The 18112-nt window shown below is 61.1% G+C and carries 15 protein-coding genes; 11 read left to right on the top strand and 4 right to left on the bottom strand.

Annotated elements, in window-relative coordinates; all coding sequences use genetic code 11:
* The first annotated feature begins 3 nt into the window (after positions 1–3).
* From ntrB to cobA, 7 genes are all read left to right on the top strand, one after another.
* Complete coding sequence (gene ntrB / locus AC2S2E_RS12900) at positions 4–951, top strand: nitrate ABC transporter permease (protein ID WP_486522608.1); 948 nt, start codon at positions 4–6, stop codon at positions 949–951.
* A gap of 11 nt (positions 952–962) precedes the next feature.
* Positions 963–1763, top strand: a complete 801-nt coding sequence (locus AC2S2E_RS12895) for an ABC transporter ATP-binding protein (RefSeq protein ID WP_476107143.1) — start codon at positions 963–965, stop codon at positions 1761–1763.
* A 92-nt stretch (positions 1764–1855) separates the two neighbouring features.
* Entirely contained in the window at positions 1856–3142 is a 1287-nt protein-coding gene (locus tag AC2S2E_RS12890; protein ID WP_486522607.1) for an alginate export family protein, read from the top strand.
* Between the two features lie 286 nt (positions 3143–3428).
* Positions 3429–5897, top strand: coding sequence for a nitrite reductase large subunit NirB (gene nirB, locus AC2S2E_RS12885; RefSeq protein ID WP_486522606.1), 2469 nt, complete (start codon positions 3429–3431; stop codon positions 5895–5897).
* Positions 5894–6262 carry a nitrite reductase small subunit NirD gene (nirD, locus tag AC2S2E_RS12880; protein ID WP_486522605.1) on the top strand — a complete coding sequence of 123 codons (369 nt, stop codon included), beginning with the start codon at positions 5894–5896 and terminating at the stop codon, positions 6260–6262. Before nirB ends, nirD begins: the two co-directional genes overlap by 4 nt.
* The gene (locus tag AC2S2E_RS12875; protein ID WP_486522604.1) at positions 6259–8871 is read left to right on the top strand and encodes a nitrate reductase; all 2613 of its coding nucleotides are present in this window, start codon (positions 6259–6261) and stop codon (positions 8869–8871) included. Before nirD ends, AC2S2E_RS12875 begins: the two co-directional genes overlap by 4 nt.
* Positions 8868–9647, top strand: coding sequence for a uroporphyrinogen-III C-methyltransferase (gene cobA / locus AC2S2E_RS12870; RefSeq protein WP_476107148.1), 780 nt, complete (start codon positions 8868–8870; stop codon positions 9645–9647). The genes AC2S2E_RS12875 and cobA overlap by 4 nt, the downstream gene beginning before the upstream one ends.
* Here the strand turns inward: cobA and AC2S2E_RS12865 are convergent.
* Together AC2S2E_RS12865 and AC2S2E_RS12860 are read right to left on the bottom strand one after the other, a co-directional pair.
* On the bottom strand, positions 9644–10930 hold the full coding sequence (locus AC2S2E_RS12865; protein WP_486522603.1) for an ATP-binding protein: 1287 nt from the start codon (positions 10928–10930) through the stop codon (positions 9644–9646). The genes cobA and AC2S2E_RS12865 overlap by 4 nt on opposite strands.
* The gene (locus tag AC2S2E_RS12860) at positions 10927–11640 is read right to left on the bottom strand and encodes a response regulator (protein ID WP_486522602.1); all 714 of its coding nucleotides are present in this window, start codon (positions 11638–11640) and stop codon (positions 10927–10929) included. The genes AC2S2E_RS12865 and AC2S2E_RS12860 overlap by 4 nt, the downstream gene beginning before the upstream one ends.
* A gap of 200 nt (positions 11641–11840) precedes the next feature.
* Here AC2S2E_RS12860 and AC2S2E_RS12855 point away from each other — a divergent pair, with 200 nt between their 5' ends.
* The 4 genes from AC2S2E_RS12855 (at position 11841) to AC2S2E_RS12840 (ending at position 15364) form a co-directional block, all read left to right on the top strand.
* Entirely contained in the window at positions 11841–12341 is a 501-nt protein-coding gene (locus AC2S2E_RS12855; RefSeq protein WP_486522601.1) for a hypothetical protein, read from the top strand.
* Positions 12342–12401: 60 nt separating this feature from the next.
* Positions 12402–12833, top strand: a complete 432-nt coding sequence (locus AC2S2E_RS12850) for an EF-hand domain-containing protein (protein WP_486522600.1) — start codon at positions 12402–12404, stop codon at positions 12831–12833.
* Between the two features lie 114 nt (positions 12834–12947).
* Positions 12948–14318, top strand: a complete 1371-nt coding sequence (gene eat / locus AC2S2E_RS12845) for an ethanolamine permease (protein WP_486522599.1) — start codon at positions 12948–12950, stop codon at positions 14316–14318.
* 23 nt (positions 14319–14341) lie between these two features.
* Entirely contained in the window at positions 14342–15364 is a 1023-nt protein-coding gene (locus tag AC2S2E_RS12840) for a LacI family DNA-binding transcriptional regulator (protein WP_486522598.1), read from the top strand.
* Here the strand turns inward: AC2S2E_RS12840 and AC2S2E_RS12835 are convergent.
* Entirely contained in the window at positions 15327–16697 is a 1371-nt protein-coding gene (locus tag AC2S2E_RS12835) for a mannitol dehydrogenase family protein (protein ID WP_486522597.1), read from the bottom strand. The two genes, AC2S2E_RS12840 and AC2S2E_RS12835, sit on opposite strands and share 38 nt — an antisense overlap.
* Complete coding sequence (uxaC, locus tag AC2S2E_RS12830) at positions 16694–18112, bottom strand: glucuronate isomerase (RefSeq protein ID WP_486522596.1); 1419 nt, start codon at positions 18110–18112, stop codon at positions 16694–16696. Before uxaC ends, AC2S2E_RS12835 begins: the two co-directional genes overlap by 4 nt.

Below are 18112 nucleotides of genomic sequence, written 5' to 3'. Positions count from 1 at the left end.
TCCATGGCCAGCAAAGCAGAAACCGCCGCCATGGATGCCCCCTCGCCTATCAATACGACGGGCGAGGCGGTCATCCTGACCTATCCCGAAACGGCTATTGCCCGCAGGTTCTTTCCGCCCATGCCAAAGCCCACCAATCCGGTTCTGGTCAACCTCCAGAAATTCGCATCGGCTGTTTTGCCGACCGCCTTCATGCTCGCTTTCCTGCTGGGCTTCTGGTCGCTGGCCTGTGGTCCGGAATCGGCCCTGCCCAGCCCGTCAAAGGTTTGGGAAGAATCGCATGAAGTCATCATGCATCCGTTCAAGGGCGTCGAATTGAACGGCATCATCCCCGACATTCAGGATGGCGGCGATGTCGGTATCGGCGCGCATATCATGAAGTCGCTGGCCCGCGTTCTGAAAGGCTATACGCTGGCTGCGGTTGTGGGCATTGCTTTGGGCATGTTGGTGGGCACCAACAAATATGCCTTCCGCGCTCTGGACCCGCTGTTTCAGGTGCTGCGTACGGTGCCGCCTCTGGCATGGCTGCCAATCAGCCTTGCGATTTTCCAGCAGGCACAGCCCAGCGCGATCTTCCTGATCTTCATCACCGCCATCTGGCCGATCATTATGAACACGGCCGTTGGCGTCCAGAATATTCCCCAGCAGTATCGCAACGTGGCCAAGGTTCTGGCGCTCAACCCGATGGAATATTTCGTTCGCATCGTGTTGCCCGCCTGTGTGCCGCACATGTTCACGGGTCTTCGCATCGGCGTCGGCATGAGCTGGCTGGCCATCGTGGCCGCCGAAATGGTTCAGGGCGGCACCGGCATCGGCTTCTTCATCTGGGACAGCTACAATTCCTCGCTCCTGTCGGACACGATTGTTGCTCTGGTCTGGATCGGCATGGTTGGCTTTGCGCTTGACCGTATCGTTGGTGGCATCGGCCGCCTGATCGCCCGCAACGGATAAGGATCAATTCGATGAAACAACGTTCCTATCTCGCGCTTGAAGGCGTGACTGTCGAATTCCCCACCAAGAATGGTCTCTTTTGCGCTCTCGACCGCATCGACCTGAACATTGAAAAGGGTCAGTTTGTTGCCCTGATCGGCCATTCGGGTTGCGGCAAATCCACTTTGCTCAATGCCGTTGCGGGCCTCAACAAACCCACTCGCGGTGTGATCTTCCTTGATGGCGATGTCATCGATCGCCCCGGCCCGGATCGCGCCGTGGTGTTTCAGGACCATTCGCTGCTGCCCTGGCTGACGGTTGAGGAAAACGTGGCTCTGGCCGTGTCCAAAACCGCCAATGGCAAGACCAAAGCCGAGCAGAAGGATTGGGTCCTGCACAACCTCGATCTGGTCCAGATGGGTCATGCGGCCAAAAAGCGCCCCAGCGAAATCAGCGGCGGCATGAAGCAGCGCGTCGGCATTGCCCGCGCCATCGCCATGCAGCCCCGCGTTCTGTTGATGGACGAACCCTTTGGCGCACTCGACGCGCTGACCCGCGCCGCTTTGCAGGATGTGGTGATGGAGCTTCAGGCCCGGCTGAACAACACGGTTCTGATGATCACGCATGATGTGGACGAGGCCGTGCTGCTGTCCGACCGCGTGGTGATGATGACCAATGGTCCGGCGGCCCGCATCGGTCAGGATCTCTCGGTTGACCTGCCCCGCCCGCGCGACCGCCTGTCGGTCATCGACCTGCCCAATTACGCCCACGCCCGCAGCGAAATCATCCACTTCCTGCACGAGCGTTACCGCAACCCTGCGCAAGCCGCCTGATACAACAACAGCAAGAAGAATGATAACCCGCCAAGGCGGGATCGGGAGAGGATTGCCTGTTTAAAGGCAGCTTTTCATTGAGGGGACGAGCCATGATCCGTTATTTGCTGACCGCTGCACCGGTCGCGTTGATTGCCACCCATGCCTATGCCGCCGCGCCCGCGCCGAAATTTGGTGATCCGGTTCCGTTTGCCGAAGGCATGACGTTTGATCCGATCGTTGACGCGCGCCTGCGCTGGGAAGACGTGGACGCCACCACCAAGAAGGCCGATGCCGTAACGCTGCGTGTTCGCGGTGGCGCCGAAATCAAGCACAAGGCGTCTGGCCTGTCGGTTCTGGTCGAAGGCACCGGTACGGTTGCTCTGGACAATGACTTTAACGCCTTTCCTTTCGCCAACCCGGCCAGCAACCAGTATCGCAACGCCTATGCCGTGATCCCGGATGGTCAGAATGCCGCGTTCAACCGCGTCCAGATCGCGTATCAGAACAAGGTGTTCGGCCTGACCATCGGTCGTCAACGGATCAATCTGGACGATCAGCGTTTCATTGGCTCGGTCGCATGGCGCCAGAATGAGCAGACCTTTGACGCCATTCGCGCCACGATCAATTCCGGCCCGATCTCGCTGGACGGTACCTATGCCAAAAGCCAACGGACCATCTTTGGCAATGATGCCGGTGTGCGTCACGCCTATGACGGCAAGTTTGTGTTTTTGAACGGCGGGCTCAAGAACAAATATGGCTCGATCAAGGGCTTTGCCTATATTCTGGACTATGACAAAACGGCCTTCTCGAACGCTGTTGCGCGCAGCACGCTGGACAGTTCGGAAACCTATGGCGTTCGTGCCAGCACCGCGCCGGTCAAGCTGGACAAGAAGATCAACTTTGTCCTGACCGCCAGCTATGCCAACCAGCAGAATTACGGCAACAACGCCAAGCGCTATAATGCCGACTATTACTTTGCCGAAGGTGCGCTCAATGTGATGAACACCACCTTCACTGGTGGTTATGAAGAACTGGGCGCGGATCGCGGTGCAACGGGCGGCACATGGTCGTTCCAGACCCCGATGGCTACGCTGCACAAGTTCAACGGCACGGCGGATCTTTTCCTGACCACGCCTGCCAATGGTCTGTCGGACCTTTATGTCGGCGTTGGCGGCAAGTTCCCCAAGGTCAAGGCCCTGCCCGGTTTGAACTATGGCGTCACCTATCATTGGTTCAACAGCGCGGTGAACAACATGAAGTATGGCAATGAGTTCGACGCTCAGGTCGGCTTCAAGATCCGCAAGGTGACCTGGCTGGTCAAATATGCCGATTACAACGCCCGCGGCTTTGGTCTGGATACCAAGAAGTTCTGGCTTCAGGCCGAATATTCGTTCTAAATCATAAATTTACACCATATCGCTTCGCGGGCGCACAAAATCTCTTGCAGATGCGCAGCGAAGCGATATGATCGGTGTGTAAATGCATTAGATTCTTTGCCCAGCGTCGGGCAAAATTTTCAGAATCCACCGCATATCATCCAAACAATCGTGGCAACGAAGCCGCTTCGAAAAGGTCAAACTGACCTGTTTCGTTGCGGCTTTTTTTCGTTTGCCTCGTCGATATCAGGAGTAGCCCGAGGTGAATGCCCCCAACCCTGTGAAAGCCCCGCAAGGCGCGGGCGACATGCGCGAAAGGCTCGTGGTGGTCGGCAACGGCATGGCCGGTTGCCGCGCGGTAGAAGAAATCCTTGCCCGCGACGCCAACCGCTTTGCCATAACCATTTTCGGTGCAGAGCCGCGGGTAAACTATAACCGCATCATGCTCTCGCCGGTTCTGGCCGGTGAAAAGGAATTTGATGACATCGTCATCAACACCGCTGAATGGTATGAAGAAAATGGCATCACGCTGGTTTCGGGCGACCCTGTCGTTGCGATCGACCGCGAAGCCAAGACCGTCACCAGCAAGTCGGGGCGCGTTGAGGCCTATGACCGCCTGCTGATCGCGACGGGTTCGGAACCTTTCATCATCCCCGTTCCGGGTAAGGATCTGTCCGGCGTCGTCTCTTTCCGGGATCTGGACGACGTGGACAAGATGTTGGCCGCCGCCTCGCTGGGGGGCAATGCGGTGGTCATCGGTGGCGGCCTGCTGGGGCTGGAGGCGGCTCATGGGCTTTCTCTGCGCGGCATGGCCGTCACCGTCCTCCACCTGATGCCCACCTTGATGGAGCGCCAGCTCGACGAAGCCGCCGGCTGGCTGCTCAAGACCGAGCTGGAGCGCCGTGGCCAGGTCATCCTGACCGGTGCGGACACCGCCGAAATTCTGGGCAAGGATGGCAAGGTCACCGGCGTCAGGCTGAAGGATGGCCGCGAAATCCCCTGCTCCATCGTCGTGATGGCCGTCGGCATCCGGCCCTCGACCGCACTGGCGAAGTCGGCCGGTCTTGAAGTCGAACGCGGGATCATGGTCGACGACCACATGGTCACCAGCGATCCGGCCATTATGTCGGTGGGCGAATGCGTCCAGCATCGCGGCATCTGCTATGGTCTGGTGGCTCCCTTGTGGGAAATGTGCCGTTCGCTGGCCGATGCGGCGGTGGCGACGCCCAATGGTTACACGGGTTCGGTCACCTCGACCAAGCTGAAGGTGTCGGGCATCGACCTGTTCTCTGCCGGTGATTTTTCGGGCGGCGAAGGTTGCGAAGACATCGTTATGCGCGACGCCGCGCGCGGCGTGTACAAGCGCGTCATCGTCAAGGACAACAAGCTGGTCGGCGCCGTCCTTTATGGCGACACGGCTGATGGCAGCTGGTATTTCGACCTTCTGAAGCGTGAAGAAGACGTTTCCGACATCCGCGAAGCGCTGATCTTCGGTCAGGCCTTTGCTCAGGGTGGAGGCGCCCTCGCGGACCCTAATGCGGCCGTTGCTGCCCTTTCGGATGATGCCGAAATCTGCGGTTGCAACGGCGTTACAAAAGGCAAGGTGGTTGACACCATCAATGGCGGGGCCTGCTCGCTCGACGCGGTGCGCAGCCAGTGCAAGGCTTCGGCTTCCTGCGGTTCGTGCACCGGTCTGGTGGAAAGCCTGCTTAAGCTGACGCTGGGCGACGATGTAGCATCTGGCCCCAAAACGCTGTGCAAGTGCACCACGTTCAGCCACGATGACGTGCGCCGCCTGATCGTTGAAAAGAGCCTCAAGGCCATTCCGCAGGTGATGCAGGAATTGACCTGGAAGACGCCGGATGGCTGCGCATCGTGCCGCCCTGCCCTCAACTACTACCTGCTCTGCGCCTGGCCGGGCGAGTATGTCGACGATCAGAAGAGCCGTTTCGTCAACGAACGCATGCATGCCAACATCCAGAAGGATGGCACCTACTCGGTGGTCCCGCGTATGTGGGGCGGGGTTACGACGCCCGACGAACTGCGCGCCATTGCCGACGCCGCCGACAAGTATCAGGCCCGTCTGGTCAAGGTGACGGGCGGTCAGCGTATCGATCTGTTCGGCATCAAGAAGGAAGACCTGCCCGCGATTTGGGCCGATCTGAATTCCGCCGGGATGGTGTCGGGCCATGCCTATGGCAAGTCGCTGCGCACGGTCAAAACCTGCGTTGGTTCGGAATGGTGCCGCTTTGGCACGCAGGATTCGACCGGCCTTGGCATCAAGACCGAGCAGATGACCTGGGGCAGTTGGATGCCGCACAAGTTCAAGATCGCCGTATCGGGCTGCCCGCGCAATTGTGCCGAAGCGACGATCAAGGACTTTGGCGTGATCTGCGTGGACTCCGGCTATGAATTGCATGTCGGCGGCAATGGTGGCATTCACCTGCGCGGCACCGATCTGCTGTCCAAGGTGACGACCGAGCAGGAAGCGCTCGATGTCTGCGCTGCCTTCATCCAGCTTTACCGCGAACAGGCATGGTATCTGGAACGCACCGCGCCGTGGATCGAACGCGTCGGCCTCGATTACGTCAAGGCGCAATTGTTCGACGATCCCGAAGCGGTGGCACAACTGGCCAAGCGTTTCCACTACTCGCAGCAGTTCATGCAGGACGACCCATGGGCCCGCCGCGCCGCCGGTGAAGACAGCGAACTCCATCAACATCTGGCCGAGTTTCGCCCCTTCCCCACCATGCAAATCAAGGAGGCCGCAGAATGATTGGCACCAAAGTAACTGGTGACTGGATCGACATCGGGCCGACGACCCAGATCAGCCCCGGCAATGCACGCACTCTGCCGGTGCAGGGTGGCGAGGAAATCGCCATCTTTCACACCCTCGACAACCAGTTCTATGCATTGGTCAATAAATGTCCGCACAAGCACGGCCCGCTCTCACAGGGGATCGTGCATGGAACGGTGGTCACCTGCCCGCTGCACAGCTGGAACATCAGCCTGAAAACGGGCGAGGCACAGGGTGATGACAAGGGCTGTGTGCCCACTATCCCGCTCAAAATCGATGCAGGCCGCATCTATCTGAAGCGTGATGCCATTGTGAATGCGAAGGCACCGGAGGCAGCGCAATGAAACAGGCAGCGATCCAGACAACTTGCGCTTATTGCGGCGTGGGATGTGGGATCGCGGCCACGGTGCCCGCCGTCGATCCGACGGCAAGGATGGTGACCGCCGCGCCCCTGCAAGCAGGAGTGTCGGGGGAGCGCGCCGTCACCATCCGGGGCGACGGCCAGCACCCGGCCAACCATGGCCGCCTTTGTTCAAAGGGCACCCATCTGGGTGAAACGGTCAGCCTCGACGGGCGCCTCCTGTCGCCGATGATCGGCCAGAACGCGGTCGATTGGGGCGTGGCGCTGGACGAAGTGGCCGACCGGATGCGCGAGACCATCGAGGCCCATGGCCCCGACGCTGTCGCCTTTTATGTCTCGGGCCAATTGCTGACCGAAGATTACTACGTGGCCAATAAGCTGATGAAGGGCTTCATCGGCAGCGCCAATATCGACACCAATTCGCGCCTCTGCATGGCCAGCGCCGTTGCCGCCCACAATCGCGCCTTTGGCGAAGACATCGTGCCCGGCAGCTATAGCGACCTTGAACAGGCCGACCTCATCCTGCTGGTAGGCAGCAACACTGCATGGTGCCACCCGGTCATCTGGCAAAGGATGGAAGCCGCCCGCGCCGAACACGGCACCAAGATCGTCGTGATCGACCCGCGCCGCACCGAAACCGCAGAACAAGCTGATCTGCATGTCGCCGTGGCGCCCGATGGCGATGTGGCCTTGTTCAACGCCCTGCTGGCCGCGATGCATTCGCGTGGTTTGACCGACGATGGCGCGCTTGAAGTGCCCGCCGGTTTCTGGCGCGACCTGCCCTGTGATCCGGGCGTTCCGGCCGATCAGTTTGCCAAACTGGTCGATCTGGTCGCGGCGCATCCTCGGATGGTGACGCTTTTCTCGATGGGCGCGAACCAATCGGCCAGCGGCACCGACAAGGGCAATGCGATCACCAACCTGCATCTGGCCATGGGCCGGATCAATACGCCCGGCGCCGCACCTTTCAGCATGACCGGCCAGCCCAATGCCATGGGCGGGCGCGAGGTTGGCGGTTTGGCCAACATGCTGGCCTGTCATTTGGGCTTTTCGGATGCTGAATTGCGCGATGTGGCGGGTTTCTGGAACACGGCGAATATCTGCGCGGGGCCGGGCAAAAAGGCCGTCGATATGTTCCGCGACATTCACGATGGCAAGATCAAGTTCCTTTGGGTCATGGCCACCAATCCTGCGGTTTCGATGCCCGACGCTGGTTTCGTCCGCGAGGCTCTGGCACGTTGCCCCACCGTGGTCGTCTCCGAGGCGATTGCCGACACCGACACCACGCGCTTTGCCCGTATCCGCCTGCCCGCCCATGCATGGGGTGAAAAGGACGGCACGGTCACCAATTCGGAACGCTGCATCAGCCGCCAGCGGACGCTTTTCCCTGCCCCCGGCGATGCGCGTGCCGATTGGTGGATCATGGGGCAAGTGGCCGAGCGCATGGGTTGGGGCGATGCCTTCGCCTATGACCGCCCGGCCCAGATCTGGCGCGAATATGCCGCGATGACGACGCTGGCGGTCCGTTATGGGCGCAAGCTCGACCTGACCGCATGGGCAGAGATTTCGGACGCGCAATATGATACGATGCAGCCGTTTCAATGGGGCGGGGACTATCCGCTGGCCGATGGTTACAGCACGTCCAATGGTCGCGCGCGTCTGATTTCGGTCCGTCCCGCCGCGTCGGCTAAACTCGATCCGGCATGGCCGCTGCGCCTCAACACCGGGCGTTATCGCGACCAGTGGCACACGATGACCCGCACCGGATATGCCGCGATGCTGGCCCAGCATCGGCGCGAGGCTTTGCTGGAAATCCACCCGGATGATGCGGCGCGGTACGGCCTGATCGATGGCGGTCTGGCGCGGGTTGAAACGGCCAATGGGGCATCGGTTTTCCGCGTAGGCGTTTCCGATGGCCAACGCCGCGGCGACATCTTTGTGCCGATGCACTGGACCGATGTCATGTCGGGCGGCGCGCGCGCCAATCTCCTGCCCGCGCAGATCACCGACCCCGTATCGGGCCAGCCTGCGTTCAAGAACACCCCCGCGCGCGTCGAACCCGTCACGCCGGAATGGCGCGGTTTCCTGCTGCTGACCGAACCGGCCGCCCCGCAAGACCTGCTGTTCTGGAGCCGGTCGCGGGTCAAGGGTGGTTGGCTCTACGAGCTGGCCGGGATGGGCGCGGTGGAGGTCGATGGCCTTCTGCCCGCCGGGCAGCGGTTGGAAGTGGCCGACCATGTTCGCGGAATGCGCCGCATTGCGGTGCGCGGCAAGGATGGCGGTTTGGCCGGGGCCTTGTTCGTTACACGCAATGGCACCCTGCCCCCACGCGGCTGGATTGCCGAACAATTGGGCGTTGATGGCGCGGCCACCGAATGGCTGGCCGGGCGGCCCAGCACCCCCGCCCCGGATCGCGGCGCGATTGTTTGCGTCTGCCACGGTGTGGGCGAAAAGGATATTGAGGAAGCCATCTGTGCCAAGGCTTGCAGCGTGGCGGCCATCGGTGAAGCAACGCGAGCAGGAACGAATTGCGGCTCTTGCCGTCCCTCGCTCGCACGAATGTTGGCAAAGATGATGGAGGCGGCGGAATGAGTGACGATTTTCCCGCAGGTATGGTCTGGCTGGTTGGCGCCGGTCCCGGCGATCCGGAATTGCTGACGCGAAAGGCTGAACGGCTGATCCGCAGCGCCGATGTTGTGTTCTATGACGCCTTGGTGGGCGAAGGCGTGCTGGCATTGGCCAGCCCCCAAGCACGCATGGTCAGCGTGGGCAAACGTTCAGGCCGTCACAGCAAGGCGCAGGGCGACATCAACGAATTGCTGTTGATCGCGGCCAAGGCGGGCCAGCGCGTCGTGCGCCTGAAAGGGGGCGACCCGTCCGTCTTTGGCCGCAGCGCCGAGGAAATGGAGCATCTGGCCAAGGGCGGCGTGGTTTCCAAAGTTTGCCCCGGCATTACCACCGCCAGCGCGGCAGCCGCCAGTGCGGGGGCATCGCTGACCCTGCGCGGTTCGGCGCGCGGGATCACCTATGTCACGGCCCATCTGCGTGCGGGCGAACCGCTCAAGCTGGATTGGGATAATCTGGCCAGTGATAACCAGACGCTTGGCGTTTATATGGGCCGCGCGGCGGCGGGCGAAATAGCACGCGGGTTGATGGCGGCGGGGCGCGATCCAGAAACGCCCGTCATGGTGGCGGTCAATGTGTCGCGCCCGGATGAACGTCTGATCCGAGGCAAGCTGTGGTCTCTGGCCTTTCTGGTCGCGGCGATCAGCGATGATGACCCAACGCTGTTCCTGATCGGGGAGGCCGTCCGCGCGCCGGATTTCGTGCCCACGGCTTTGGAACAATTTGCCGCCATCAAGGGCTAAAGCGGAAGGCGTAACTGGGCGATGAATTGTGGCCCATCGCGCATGAAATGCAAGGAACCATGATGCGCGGCCATGATGCGCGATACGATGGCAAGACCAAGCCCGGCATGATCACCGCCACGCGCCAGATCGCCGCGGGCAAAGGGGCGGCTTAATTCCTGTGCGCGGGCCGGGTCAAAGCCCGGGCCAGTGTCGCCAATCGAAATGACCAGATCCCCCCCATCGCGTTTGGCGCTGATGGTATAGGGCGGAGCCCCATGCCGCCTTGCGTTGGACAAAAGATTGGTGATGGCGCGCGACATAGCGATGGGGCGCAATGGGGCCACATCAACGGCAACATCCATCGTCACTTCGTCATGGGCCGGATCAAAACCGGCATCCATCGCGGCCCCGACCAAGAGCGCGGCCAAATCAACCTGTTCCAACGCTTCCTTCTCAAACCCTCTGGCAAGATCGAGGAATTGGGCCAGCATGGCTTCTATCCGATCCACCTGTTGCGCGGCGCGTGTCATCAGGTCGGGATCGGCGCCGCGCATCATATCCAGCAACAGGCGAAGGCGGGTCAAAGGTGTGCGCAAATCGTGGCTGACCGCGCCAAGCATCAAGGCGCGTTCCGCCTCATGCCCGGCGATCCTCTCGGTCAGGCGATTAAAGGCACGGGCGACGGCGGCGATTTCCTCCGGGCCATTTTCCGACATCGGGGCATGGGAAAGGCGATCCGGGTCATAGGCGTCCACCGATGAAACCAGATTGCGCAAAGGCCGATCCACATGGCGTTGCAACGCAATCCCGCCCGCAATCGCGGCGATCAGCGCAGTCCCCATCGCGATCAGCACGCTCATCAATGGCGCACGCAGTCGGCGCGGGGTCAGGCTGACCCACCAATCCTCTCCGCCCAGCCAGAGGCGGACCCATAGCCGGTCATCCGTGTCGGCGCGAAATTCGACGGGCTGATCATGGTTCAACCGATGGGCGATGGCGCGCAGAAAATCGCGCTCGATCAAAGTCGGGCGGCGGTGTCCCTTTTTCGGCGGCGCGTTGCCGGGCAGGATGACCACCGCATCATCCCGGTTGAAATGGGCGACCAGTTGATGCCGCTCCTCCATCGTCATGCGGGCCATAAATCGGCCGATGGTTTCGGTCATTTCGGCCGTCACATCGGCAATCCGTTCGGATTGCGGGCGCAGGACCAGCACCTGCAACATAACCCCGGCCATCACCTGACCCAGCAGCACGACAGCCACCATTGTGGCAATATTGCGATCCAGCAGGCGGCGCATCATGCCGACGCCTCGCCCGCGACCAGAACATAGCCAATGCCCCAAACCGTGCGGATATAACGGGGCGCGGCGCCATCATCGCCAATGGCCCGGCGCAGGCGGCCCACCTGAACATCAATGGCGCGATCGGTCACTTCTGCGTCGCGGCCGATCGCGCGGTCGATCAATTGCGCACGGCTAAGCGGTCGTCCCGCCGAACGTGCCAGAGCGGCCAGCAGAGCGAATTCGCGGCTGGAAAGCTCGATTGGCGTGCCGTCCCGTTCCACCGTCATGGCGGAAAAATTGATGGTGAATGGCCCAACCCGCGCCACATCATCGCGCAAAATCCCTCGTTCCGGGCCTACGCGCCGCAGGATCGCGGCCAATCGCGCCACCAGTTCGCGCGGCAGGAAGGGTTTGCCCAAATAGTCATCGGCCCCCATTTCCAGCCCCAGAACCCGGTCCACCGGATCGCCCCGCGCGGTCAACATGATGATGGGCGTCGGGTCTCCATCCGCGCGCAGGCGACGGCAAATCGCCAGGCCATCCTCGCCCGGCAGCATCAGGTCCAGCACAATGACATCGGCCGGATCGCGCATCAGCGCCGCGTCCAGCGCCTTGCCGCTATCAACCGCGCGGACGTGGAACCCATGCTCGCCCAGAAAACGCAGGAGCAATCCGCGCAATTCGGCATCATCATCAACGATGACAATGCGGGCAGATCTTTCGGTCATGTTCGGCCTTTCTGACTTTCTGGCCCTAGCTATCAGCGCCGCTATGCCGCGGCCAGAGGCAGGGGTGTGACAAAGCGTGACATTCGCGCCGCCCCGTCATGGTTTGCGACACAGCCACTCTGGCGCGACACAGGTTTGATGCAGGAGTTTGGCATTGCTCGTTTCAGGCCAACGCCGTCTTTGATTTGAGGAGCAAGGCGATGAAGAAGATCACGACCATTCTGATGCTGGGTATTACCGGATTGACGTTGGGACATCAGGCCGAAGCGCGCGGCTTTGCCCATTTTCGCCAAGGCGGGCGCGGGGGCACCGTCGCCGCCGGCCCGCGTGGTATCGCGGCCAGAGGCCATTCGACCACCATCAATGCCGATGGCTCCACCACACTAAACCGTGCAGGCGGCTTTGCCAGCGTCAACGGCGCACGCGGGACAAGGCAGAGCAGCACGACGGTGGGAGCCGACGGTTCCTTCGCCCGTTCGGGCAACGCGGCGGCAACCGGGGCGAACGGGTCCGTGCAATCCCAAGGCGGCTTTGCCCGCGGCACCGACGGCACTTGGTCGGGCAGCCGCACGACCAGCGCGACCAATGCCAACACCGGCAATTCATACAATGGCAGCACCTCCATCGATCCCAATACCGGTAAGCCGGTGCATTCGGGAACCTGCACCAATGCCGCTGGACAGAGCATGTCCTGTCGTTGACCCTTTGCGGCCGGGGCGAATCCGCGTCCCGGCCCCCTCGATTTCGATGGAGTTGATAGAATGAAGGCAATTTATCCATGGCTGGCGCTTGGGATGGGCGCATTGGCCGTTCCGGCGGTGGCGCAACAAGGCATGGACCGCGCCGATATGGCCCAGCGCCTGTTGCAGGCCGATGCCGATGGCAACGGACAAGTGACGCGGGCGGAATTTCTCGCCCATCGCGGACAGCAATTTGCGCGATTTGACCGAAATGGCGACGGGTACATCTCGATGGATGACGTGCCGCGCCTGCTTTCCAGCCGGTTTGAGCCGCGCATGAAGGCCATGCAACAGCAGTTTGACGCCAACAAAGATGGCAAGATCAGCCGTGATGAATTCATCAACGGCCCGACGATGGGTTTTGATATGGCCGACGGCAATCACGACAATATCGTCACCCGCGCCGAGGCTCAGGCGTTGGGCGAAAAGGCAAAGGCAGCGAGGGGTGGATAACGGGTGTTTTGCGCCAAAAAGCGTATGCGTTTTCAACAAGCCCCGGATGATCGTTCAAGTCAAAGCTGAAGCGTGATGTTACCTTGCCCCTGTGCTGAAACGGGGGAGTGAGGCGTGACCCAGAGCCATGGCAAGGTGACTTTACAAAAACGATTGGGCGCGTTTCAACTCTGGGGCATTGCGGTCGGGCTGGTCATTTCCGGCGAATATTTCGGCTGGAGCTATGGCTGGGCACAGGCCGGGACGCTGGGATTTTTGGTCACGACGGTGGCGGTGGCGGCGATGTATATTGCCTTCATCTTCAGCTTTACCGAATTGACCACGGCGATCCCCCACGCGGGCGGGCCATTTGCCTATAGCCGCCGGGCATTTGGCCCGACTTTGGGCGCGGCGGTGGGCATGGCAACGTTGATTGAGTTCATTTTTGCCCCGCCTGCCATTGCTCTGGCCATCGGCGCCTATCTCAACGTGCAATTTCCCGCCCTGTCACCAAAGCTTGCTGCTACAGGGGCTTACGTTCTGTTCATGGCACTCAACATTATCGGCGTACACATTGCCGCGATGTTTGAATTGGTGATCACCTTGCTGGCGGTGGCGGAATTGCTCGTGTTCATGGGGGTGGTCGCGCCCGCCTTTGACTGGGGCCATTTTGCCGCGATGGGCTGGGCCGGACAAAGCCATTTTCACACCGGCGCCTTGACGGGCATTGTTGCCGCGACGCCCTTTGCCATCTGGTTTTTTCTGGCCATCGAAGGCGTCGCCATGGCGGCCGAGGAAGCGCGTGATCCTCATCGCGCCATCCCTATCGCCTATCTGGCTGGGGTGGTTACACTGACCTTGCTGGCATTTGGCGTGATGGTCTTTGCCGGCGGATCGGGGGATTGGACAAAACTGGCCAATCTCAACGATCCCTTGCCGCAAGCGATGATCCGCGTGGTGGGAACATCGAGCGATTGGCTGCATATGCTGGTGTGGCTTGGCTTGTTCGGGCTTATCGCGTCATTTCATGGCATTATCATGGGTTATTCACGCCAGATCTTTGCTCTGGCGCGTGAAGGTTATTTGCCCGCCGTGCTCGCCCGCCTTCACCCTCGATTTGCCACACCCCATTGGGCCATTCTGGCGGGCGGCGTCATCGGCATTGCCGCGATTTACAGCGACAACCTGATTTCCATAGCGGGTCAATCCTTGACGGCCAGTATCGTGATTATGGCCGCATTTGGCGCCTTGACCATGTATGTGTTGAGCATGGCGGCCCTGTTCCGCTTACGCAAAGAGGCGCCTGAAATGCCACGCCCTTTTCGTGCGCCGCTCTATCCATTCCTGCCTGCTTTCGCCTTGATCGCCGCCGCCTTCGCATTGGTGGCGCTGGTCTGGTTCAACCCGCAGATTTTTGGATTGTTCCTTGGCATCACCGTGGTGGCAATTGCTGGCTCGGCATGGTTGCGGCGCGGCAAGGATATGCGGTACCAAGCGAGGAAATAGAGCTTCTTTCAGACCGGACCATCATGACACGTTCCCGCAGCCAGCGTAATGTACCCACCATCGCCGATGTGGCCCGACACGCTGGCGTTTCGCCCATGACGGTTTCCCGCGTCATCAATGGCGAAGCCTCGGTTCGTGACCAGACACGTGATAGGGTCAACGCCTCGATTGCCGCGCTCAATTACGCACCTTCGCCCGCGGCGCGGCAATTGGCCGGGGGTGAAGATACGAAAATTGCCCTCGTATTTTCAAACCCTTCCTCGGCATATCTCTCAGAATTTCTGATGGGCAGCCTTGACCGTGCCAGCAGCCTCAACGTCCAATTGATGGTTGAAAAATTTGGTGAGGTCATCAGCGTCCCAGACATGATTTCCCATTTACGGCGAGGACGGATCAGCGGGATCATCCTGCCGCCCCCTCTTTGCGAATCTGAAGCGATGCTTGCCGCCCTGGCCGACGAAGGCATTCCCGTTGTAGCCGTTGCTCCGGGCATGCCCAAGGATGGCGTCGCATCGGTTTGCATCGACGATTTCGCCGCCGCACGGGCCATGACGCAACATTTGATCGCCCTTGGTCACAAACGGATAGGCTTTATCAAAGGCAACCCGGATCAAAGCGCAAGCGAGCGCCGTTATCTGGGCTATCTCTCGGCATTGGAAGAAGCCGGATTACTGGCCGATCCCGCGCTGATTGCCCAAGGCCTCTTTACCTATCGTTCGGGTCTGGAGGCGGCTGAGAAAATCCTTTCGGCCGCTCCTCCGCCCAGCGCCCTTTTCGCCAGCAATGACGATATGGCCGCGGCCGCCGTGGCGATCGCCCATGCACGCCGGTTGGACGTGCCGGGCGATCTGTCGATCTGCGGTTTCGACGATACACCTTTGGCAACAACCATTTGGCCCGAATTGACCACTATCCACCAACCAATCAGCGATATGGCGCGATCGGCAGTGGATATGCTGGTCCGCATGGTCCGCAGCAAGGTGGCCCCGGCCCATGAATGGCAGGATTTCAAACTGATCCAGCGCCAATCGGATGGTGCGACATAATCCTGTTCTGATCTTCAACAGAGGGCGCCCAATCGCTGGAGATCAAACCACGGGGGCCGAATAATCTATCCACCACTCCCTCACCTTGCACCGCCTCAGCCAGAGCCCCTGCCCTTGGGTCATCGACGGGTCCGTTATGGCCGCGCAGGTGTTTGATCCAGGCGGCGATGGCCGAGAGGATGGCGGGGCATGAACGCCCCTCTGCCTGATTGGCGGCAAGGGTGGCGAGCCAGCGCTGGGGGATCTTTTGCGAGCCGTCCATCGCGATCTGGATCAAGCGGTGGTTGAGCGCGGGATTGTCGAAACGCTCGATCAGGGCCTTGGCATAGGCCGACAGGTCCATGTCCGCCGGGGCCGGGATGGTCGGGGCGGCTTCATCGAGCATCAGTTGCAAGGCCATCGCGCGCAGGGCCGGATCCGCCACGGCCTGATGGACATAGGTGTGCCCTGCGGCCAGTCCGCAATAGGCCAGCGCCGAATGCGCGCCGTTGAGCATGCGCAATTTCGCCGTTTCATAGGGCGCCACGTCCGCCACGATCTGCGCGCCGACGGCATCCCACGCGGGGCGCGGGCCGGCGAACCTGTCCTCGATCACCCATTGGCTGAAAGGCTCGGTCATCACCACGCCCTCGTCGCGCATCGCCAGCGCGCCCTCGACCTCGGCACGGTCAGCATCGGTGGTGGCGGGCACGATGCGGTCAACCATGCTGCATGGGAAAGTGCAATTCTGCGCCACCCAATCAACCAGATCAGGGTGATGGGCAGAGAGATATTCGCCCATCAGACGCTGCAACTGATGCCCGTTATCGGCCAGATTGTCACAGGACAGCAGCGTCAATCCGCCGATCCCCGCCGCCTTGCGCGCCGCAAAGGCATCGGCCAGCAAGGGATAGAACCCGCCCGCCGCCAGATCGAGATCAAGCCCGCCCGCTGCGTTACGGCAATAGCCCTTTTCAGTCACGGTGAAAGTGACGATATGGGTGCTGGGCGCAGCCAGAAGTTGGGCAATGCGCCCCGGATTTTCGGGCGCGACGATCACCTCGGCCACGCTGCCGATCACGCGCAATTTCGTCCCCTCGCCCGATTTCTCGGCCAGAGTGTAGAGCCCGTCCTGCGGGTTCAATTGCTCGCCCACGGTGGGGCTGCGCAAGGAAATGCCCGCGATCATCCAGTCGCCGCCGTGCAATTCCATCGCCCGGTCGGTGTACCACGCCTGATGCGCGCGGGTGAAGGCGCCGAGGCCAAAATGGACGATGCCAATGGATTTTTCCGCCCGGTCATAGGCGGGCAATGCCGCGTTGGTGGGCAGATTTACAGCAGAGATCCGGCTCACAACTTATAGGCCTTCTTCACCAGATTATAGGTCAGGTCCTGCGCCACTTCGGCCGCTTCCCAATCGGCCATGCGGTGTTCGACCACCATTTGCGCCAGAAAGCCGCAGTCGATGCGCCGCGCCACATCGTGCCGCGCCGGGATCGACAGGAACGCGCGCGTGTCATCGTTGAAACCGACGGTGTTGTAGAAACCGGCGGTCTCGGTCGTGGCATGACGGAACCGGCGCATCCCTTCGGGGCTGTCGTGGAACCACCATGCCGGGCCCAGCTTCAGGCACGGATAATGCCCGGCCAGCGGCGCCAGTTCGCGGGCATAGACGCTTTCATCCAGCGTAAACAGGATGATCGAGAGCGACGGTTCATTGCCAAAAGCGTCGAGCAAGGGCTTCAAAGCGTTGACATAATCAGTGCGCATCGGAATGTCGGCGCCCTTGTCGCGGCCAAATCCGACGAAGAGCGCAGCATTATGGTTGCGGAACGATCCGGGGTGGATCTGCATGACCAGCCCGTCCTCAAGGCTCATCCCCGCCATTTCGGTCAGCATTTGCGCACGGAACAATTCGGCGTCCGCTGCGGTAAATTCACCCTTGGCCACGCGGTCGAACAGGGCCTCGGCCTCAACCGTCGAGAGGTTGGCGGTCTGCGCGGTGGGGTGGCCGTGGTCGGTGCTGGTCGCGCCATGGGCGGCGAAAAAGGCGCGGCGCTGGCGGTGGGCGGCCAGATAACCGGCCCATGTCAGGCAATCCTCGCCGGTGATTTCGCTGAAACGTTTCAGATTATCGCGGAAACCTTCGAATTCCGGGTCCACCACCGGGTCGGGGCGATAGGCGGTCACCACCCTGCCCTGCCAGCCACCGGCGGCGTTTTCGGATTGAATCGCAGCGTGGTGTTCAAGGCTGTCGAGCGGGCTTTCCGTCGTCGCGATCACCTCGATATTGTAGCGATCGAACAGCGCGCGAGGGCGGAAAGCGTCGGTCGCCAGTTGATCAGTGATCGTGTCGAAATAGAAATCGGCGTTTTCGGCCGAGAGCATTTCGCCCATGCCGAAGACTTCCGAAAACACCCAATCCGACCACATGCGCGAGGGCGTGCCCCGATACAAATGCCAGTTCTCCGCCAGAATGCCCCACGCCTTGCGCGGATCATAGGTCGCCTTGGCCGGACCAATCCCCAGATCCTCCAGCGCCACGCCCTGCGAATAGAGCATCCGGAACAGATAATGGTCCGGGCGCAGCAGCAATTCGGTCGCGTTCCCGAAACTCTCGTTCCGCGCAAACCAGCTGGGATCCGTATGCCCATGCGGGGACACAATCGGCGCGTCCTTCACATAGGAATACAACTCCCGCGCCAGAGCACGCGTGCCGGGCTCAGAAGGAAACAAACGATCAGGGTGAAGTTCCAAAGGACGGGGCAT

It is taken from the genome of Novosphingobium sp. 550D, assembly GCF_057401885.1.
The sequence above is the reverse complement of the archived record's forward strand: the minus strand, read 5'-3'. Positions and strand labels throughout refer to the sequence as shown.

Bases quoted from the DNA above. Each gene is read 5' to 3' on its own strand.
- AC2S2E_RS12895 (WP_476107143.1), top strand. From the start codon at position 963: ATGAAACAACGTTCCTATCTCGCGCTTGAAGGCGTGACTGTCGAATTC.
- AC2S2E_RS12860 (WP_486522602.1), bottom strand. From the start codon at position 11,640: ATGACCGAAAGATCTGCCCGCATTGTCATCGTTGATGATGATGCCGAA.
- cobA (WP_476107148.1), top strand. From the start codon at position 8,868: ATGAGTGACGATTTTCCCGCAGGTATGGTCTGGCTGGTTGGCGCCGGT.
- AC2S2E_RS12850 (WP_486522600.1), top strand. From the start codon at position 12,402: ATGAAGGCAATTTATCCATGGCTGGCGCTTGGGATGGGCGCATTGGCC.
- nirD (WP_486522605.1), top strand. From the start codon at position 5,894: ATGATTGGCACCAAAGTAACTGGTGACTGGATCGACATCGGGCCGACG.
- AC2S2E_RS12875 (WP_486522604.1), top strand. From the start codon at position 6,259: ATGAAACAGGCAGCGATCCAGACAACTTGCGCTTATTGCGGCGTGGGA.
- uxaC (WP_486522596.1), bottom strand. From the start codon at position 18,112: ATGCCCCGTCCTTTGGAACTTCACCCTGATCGTTTGTTTCCTTCTGAG.
- nirB (WP_486522606.1), top strand. From the start codon at position 3,429: ATGCGCGAAAGGCTCGTGGTGGTCGGCAACGGCATGGCCGGTTGCCGC.
- AC2S2E_RS12890 (WP_486522607.1), top strand. From the start codon at position 1,856: ATGATCCGTTATTTGCTGACCGCTGCACCGGTCGCGTTGATTGCCACC.
- AC2S2E_RS12865 (WP_486522603.1), bottom strand. From the start codon at position 10,930: ATGATGCGCCGCCTGCTGGATCGCAATATTGCCACAATGGTGGCTGTC.
- AC2S2E_RS12840 (WP_486522598.1), top strand. From the start codon at position 14,342: ATGACACGTTCCCGCAGCCAGCGTAATGTACCCACCATCGCCGATGTG.
- ntrB (WP_486522608.1), top strand. From the start codon at position 4: ATGGCCAGCAAAGCAGAAACCGCCGCCATGGATGCCCCCTCGCCTATC.
- AC2S2E_RS12855 (WP_486522601.1), top strand. From the start codon at position 11,841: ATGAAGAAGATCACGACCATTCTGATGCTGGGTATTACCGGATTGACG.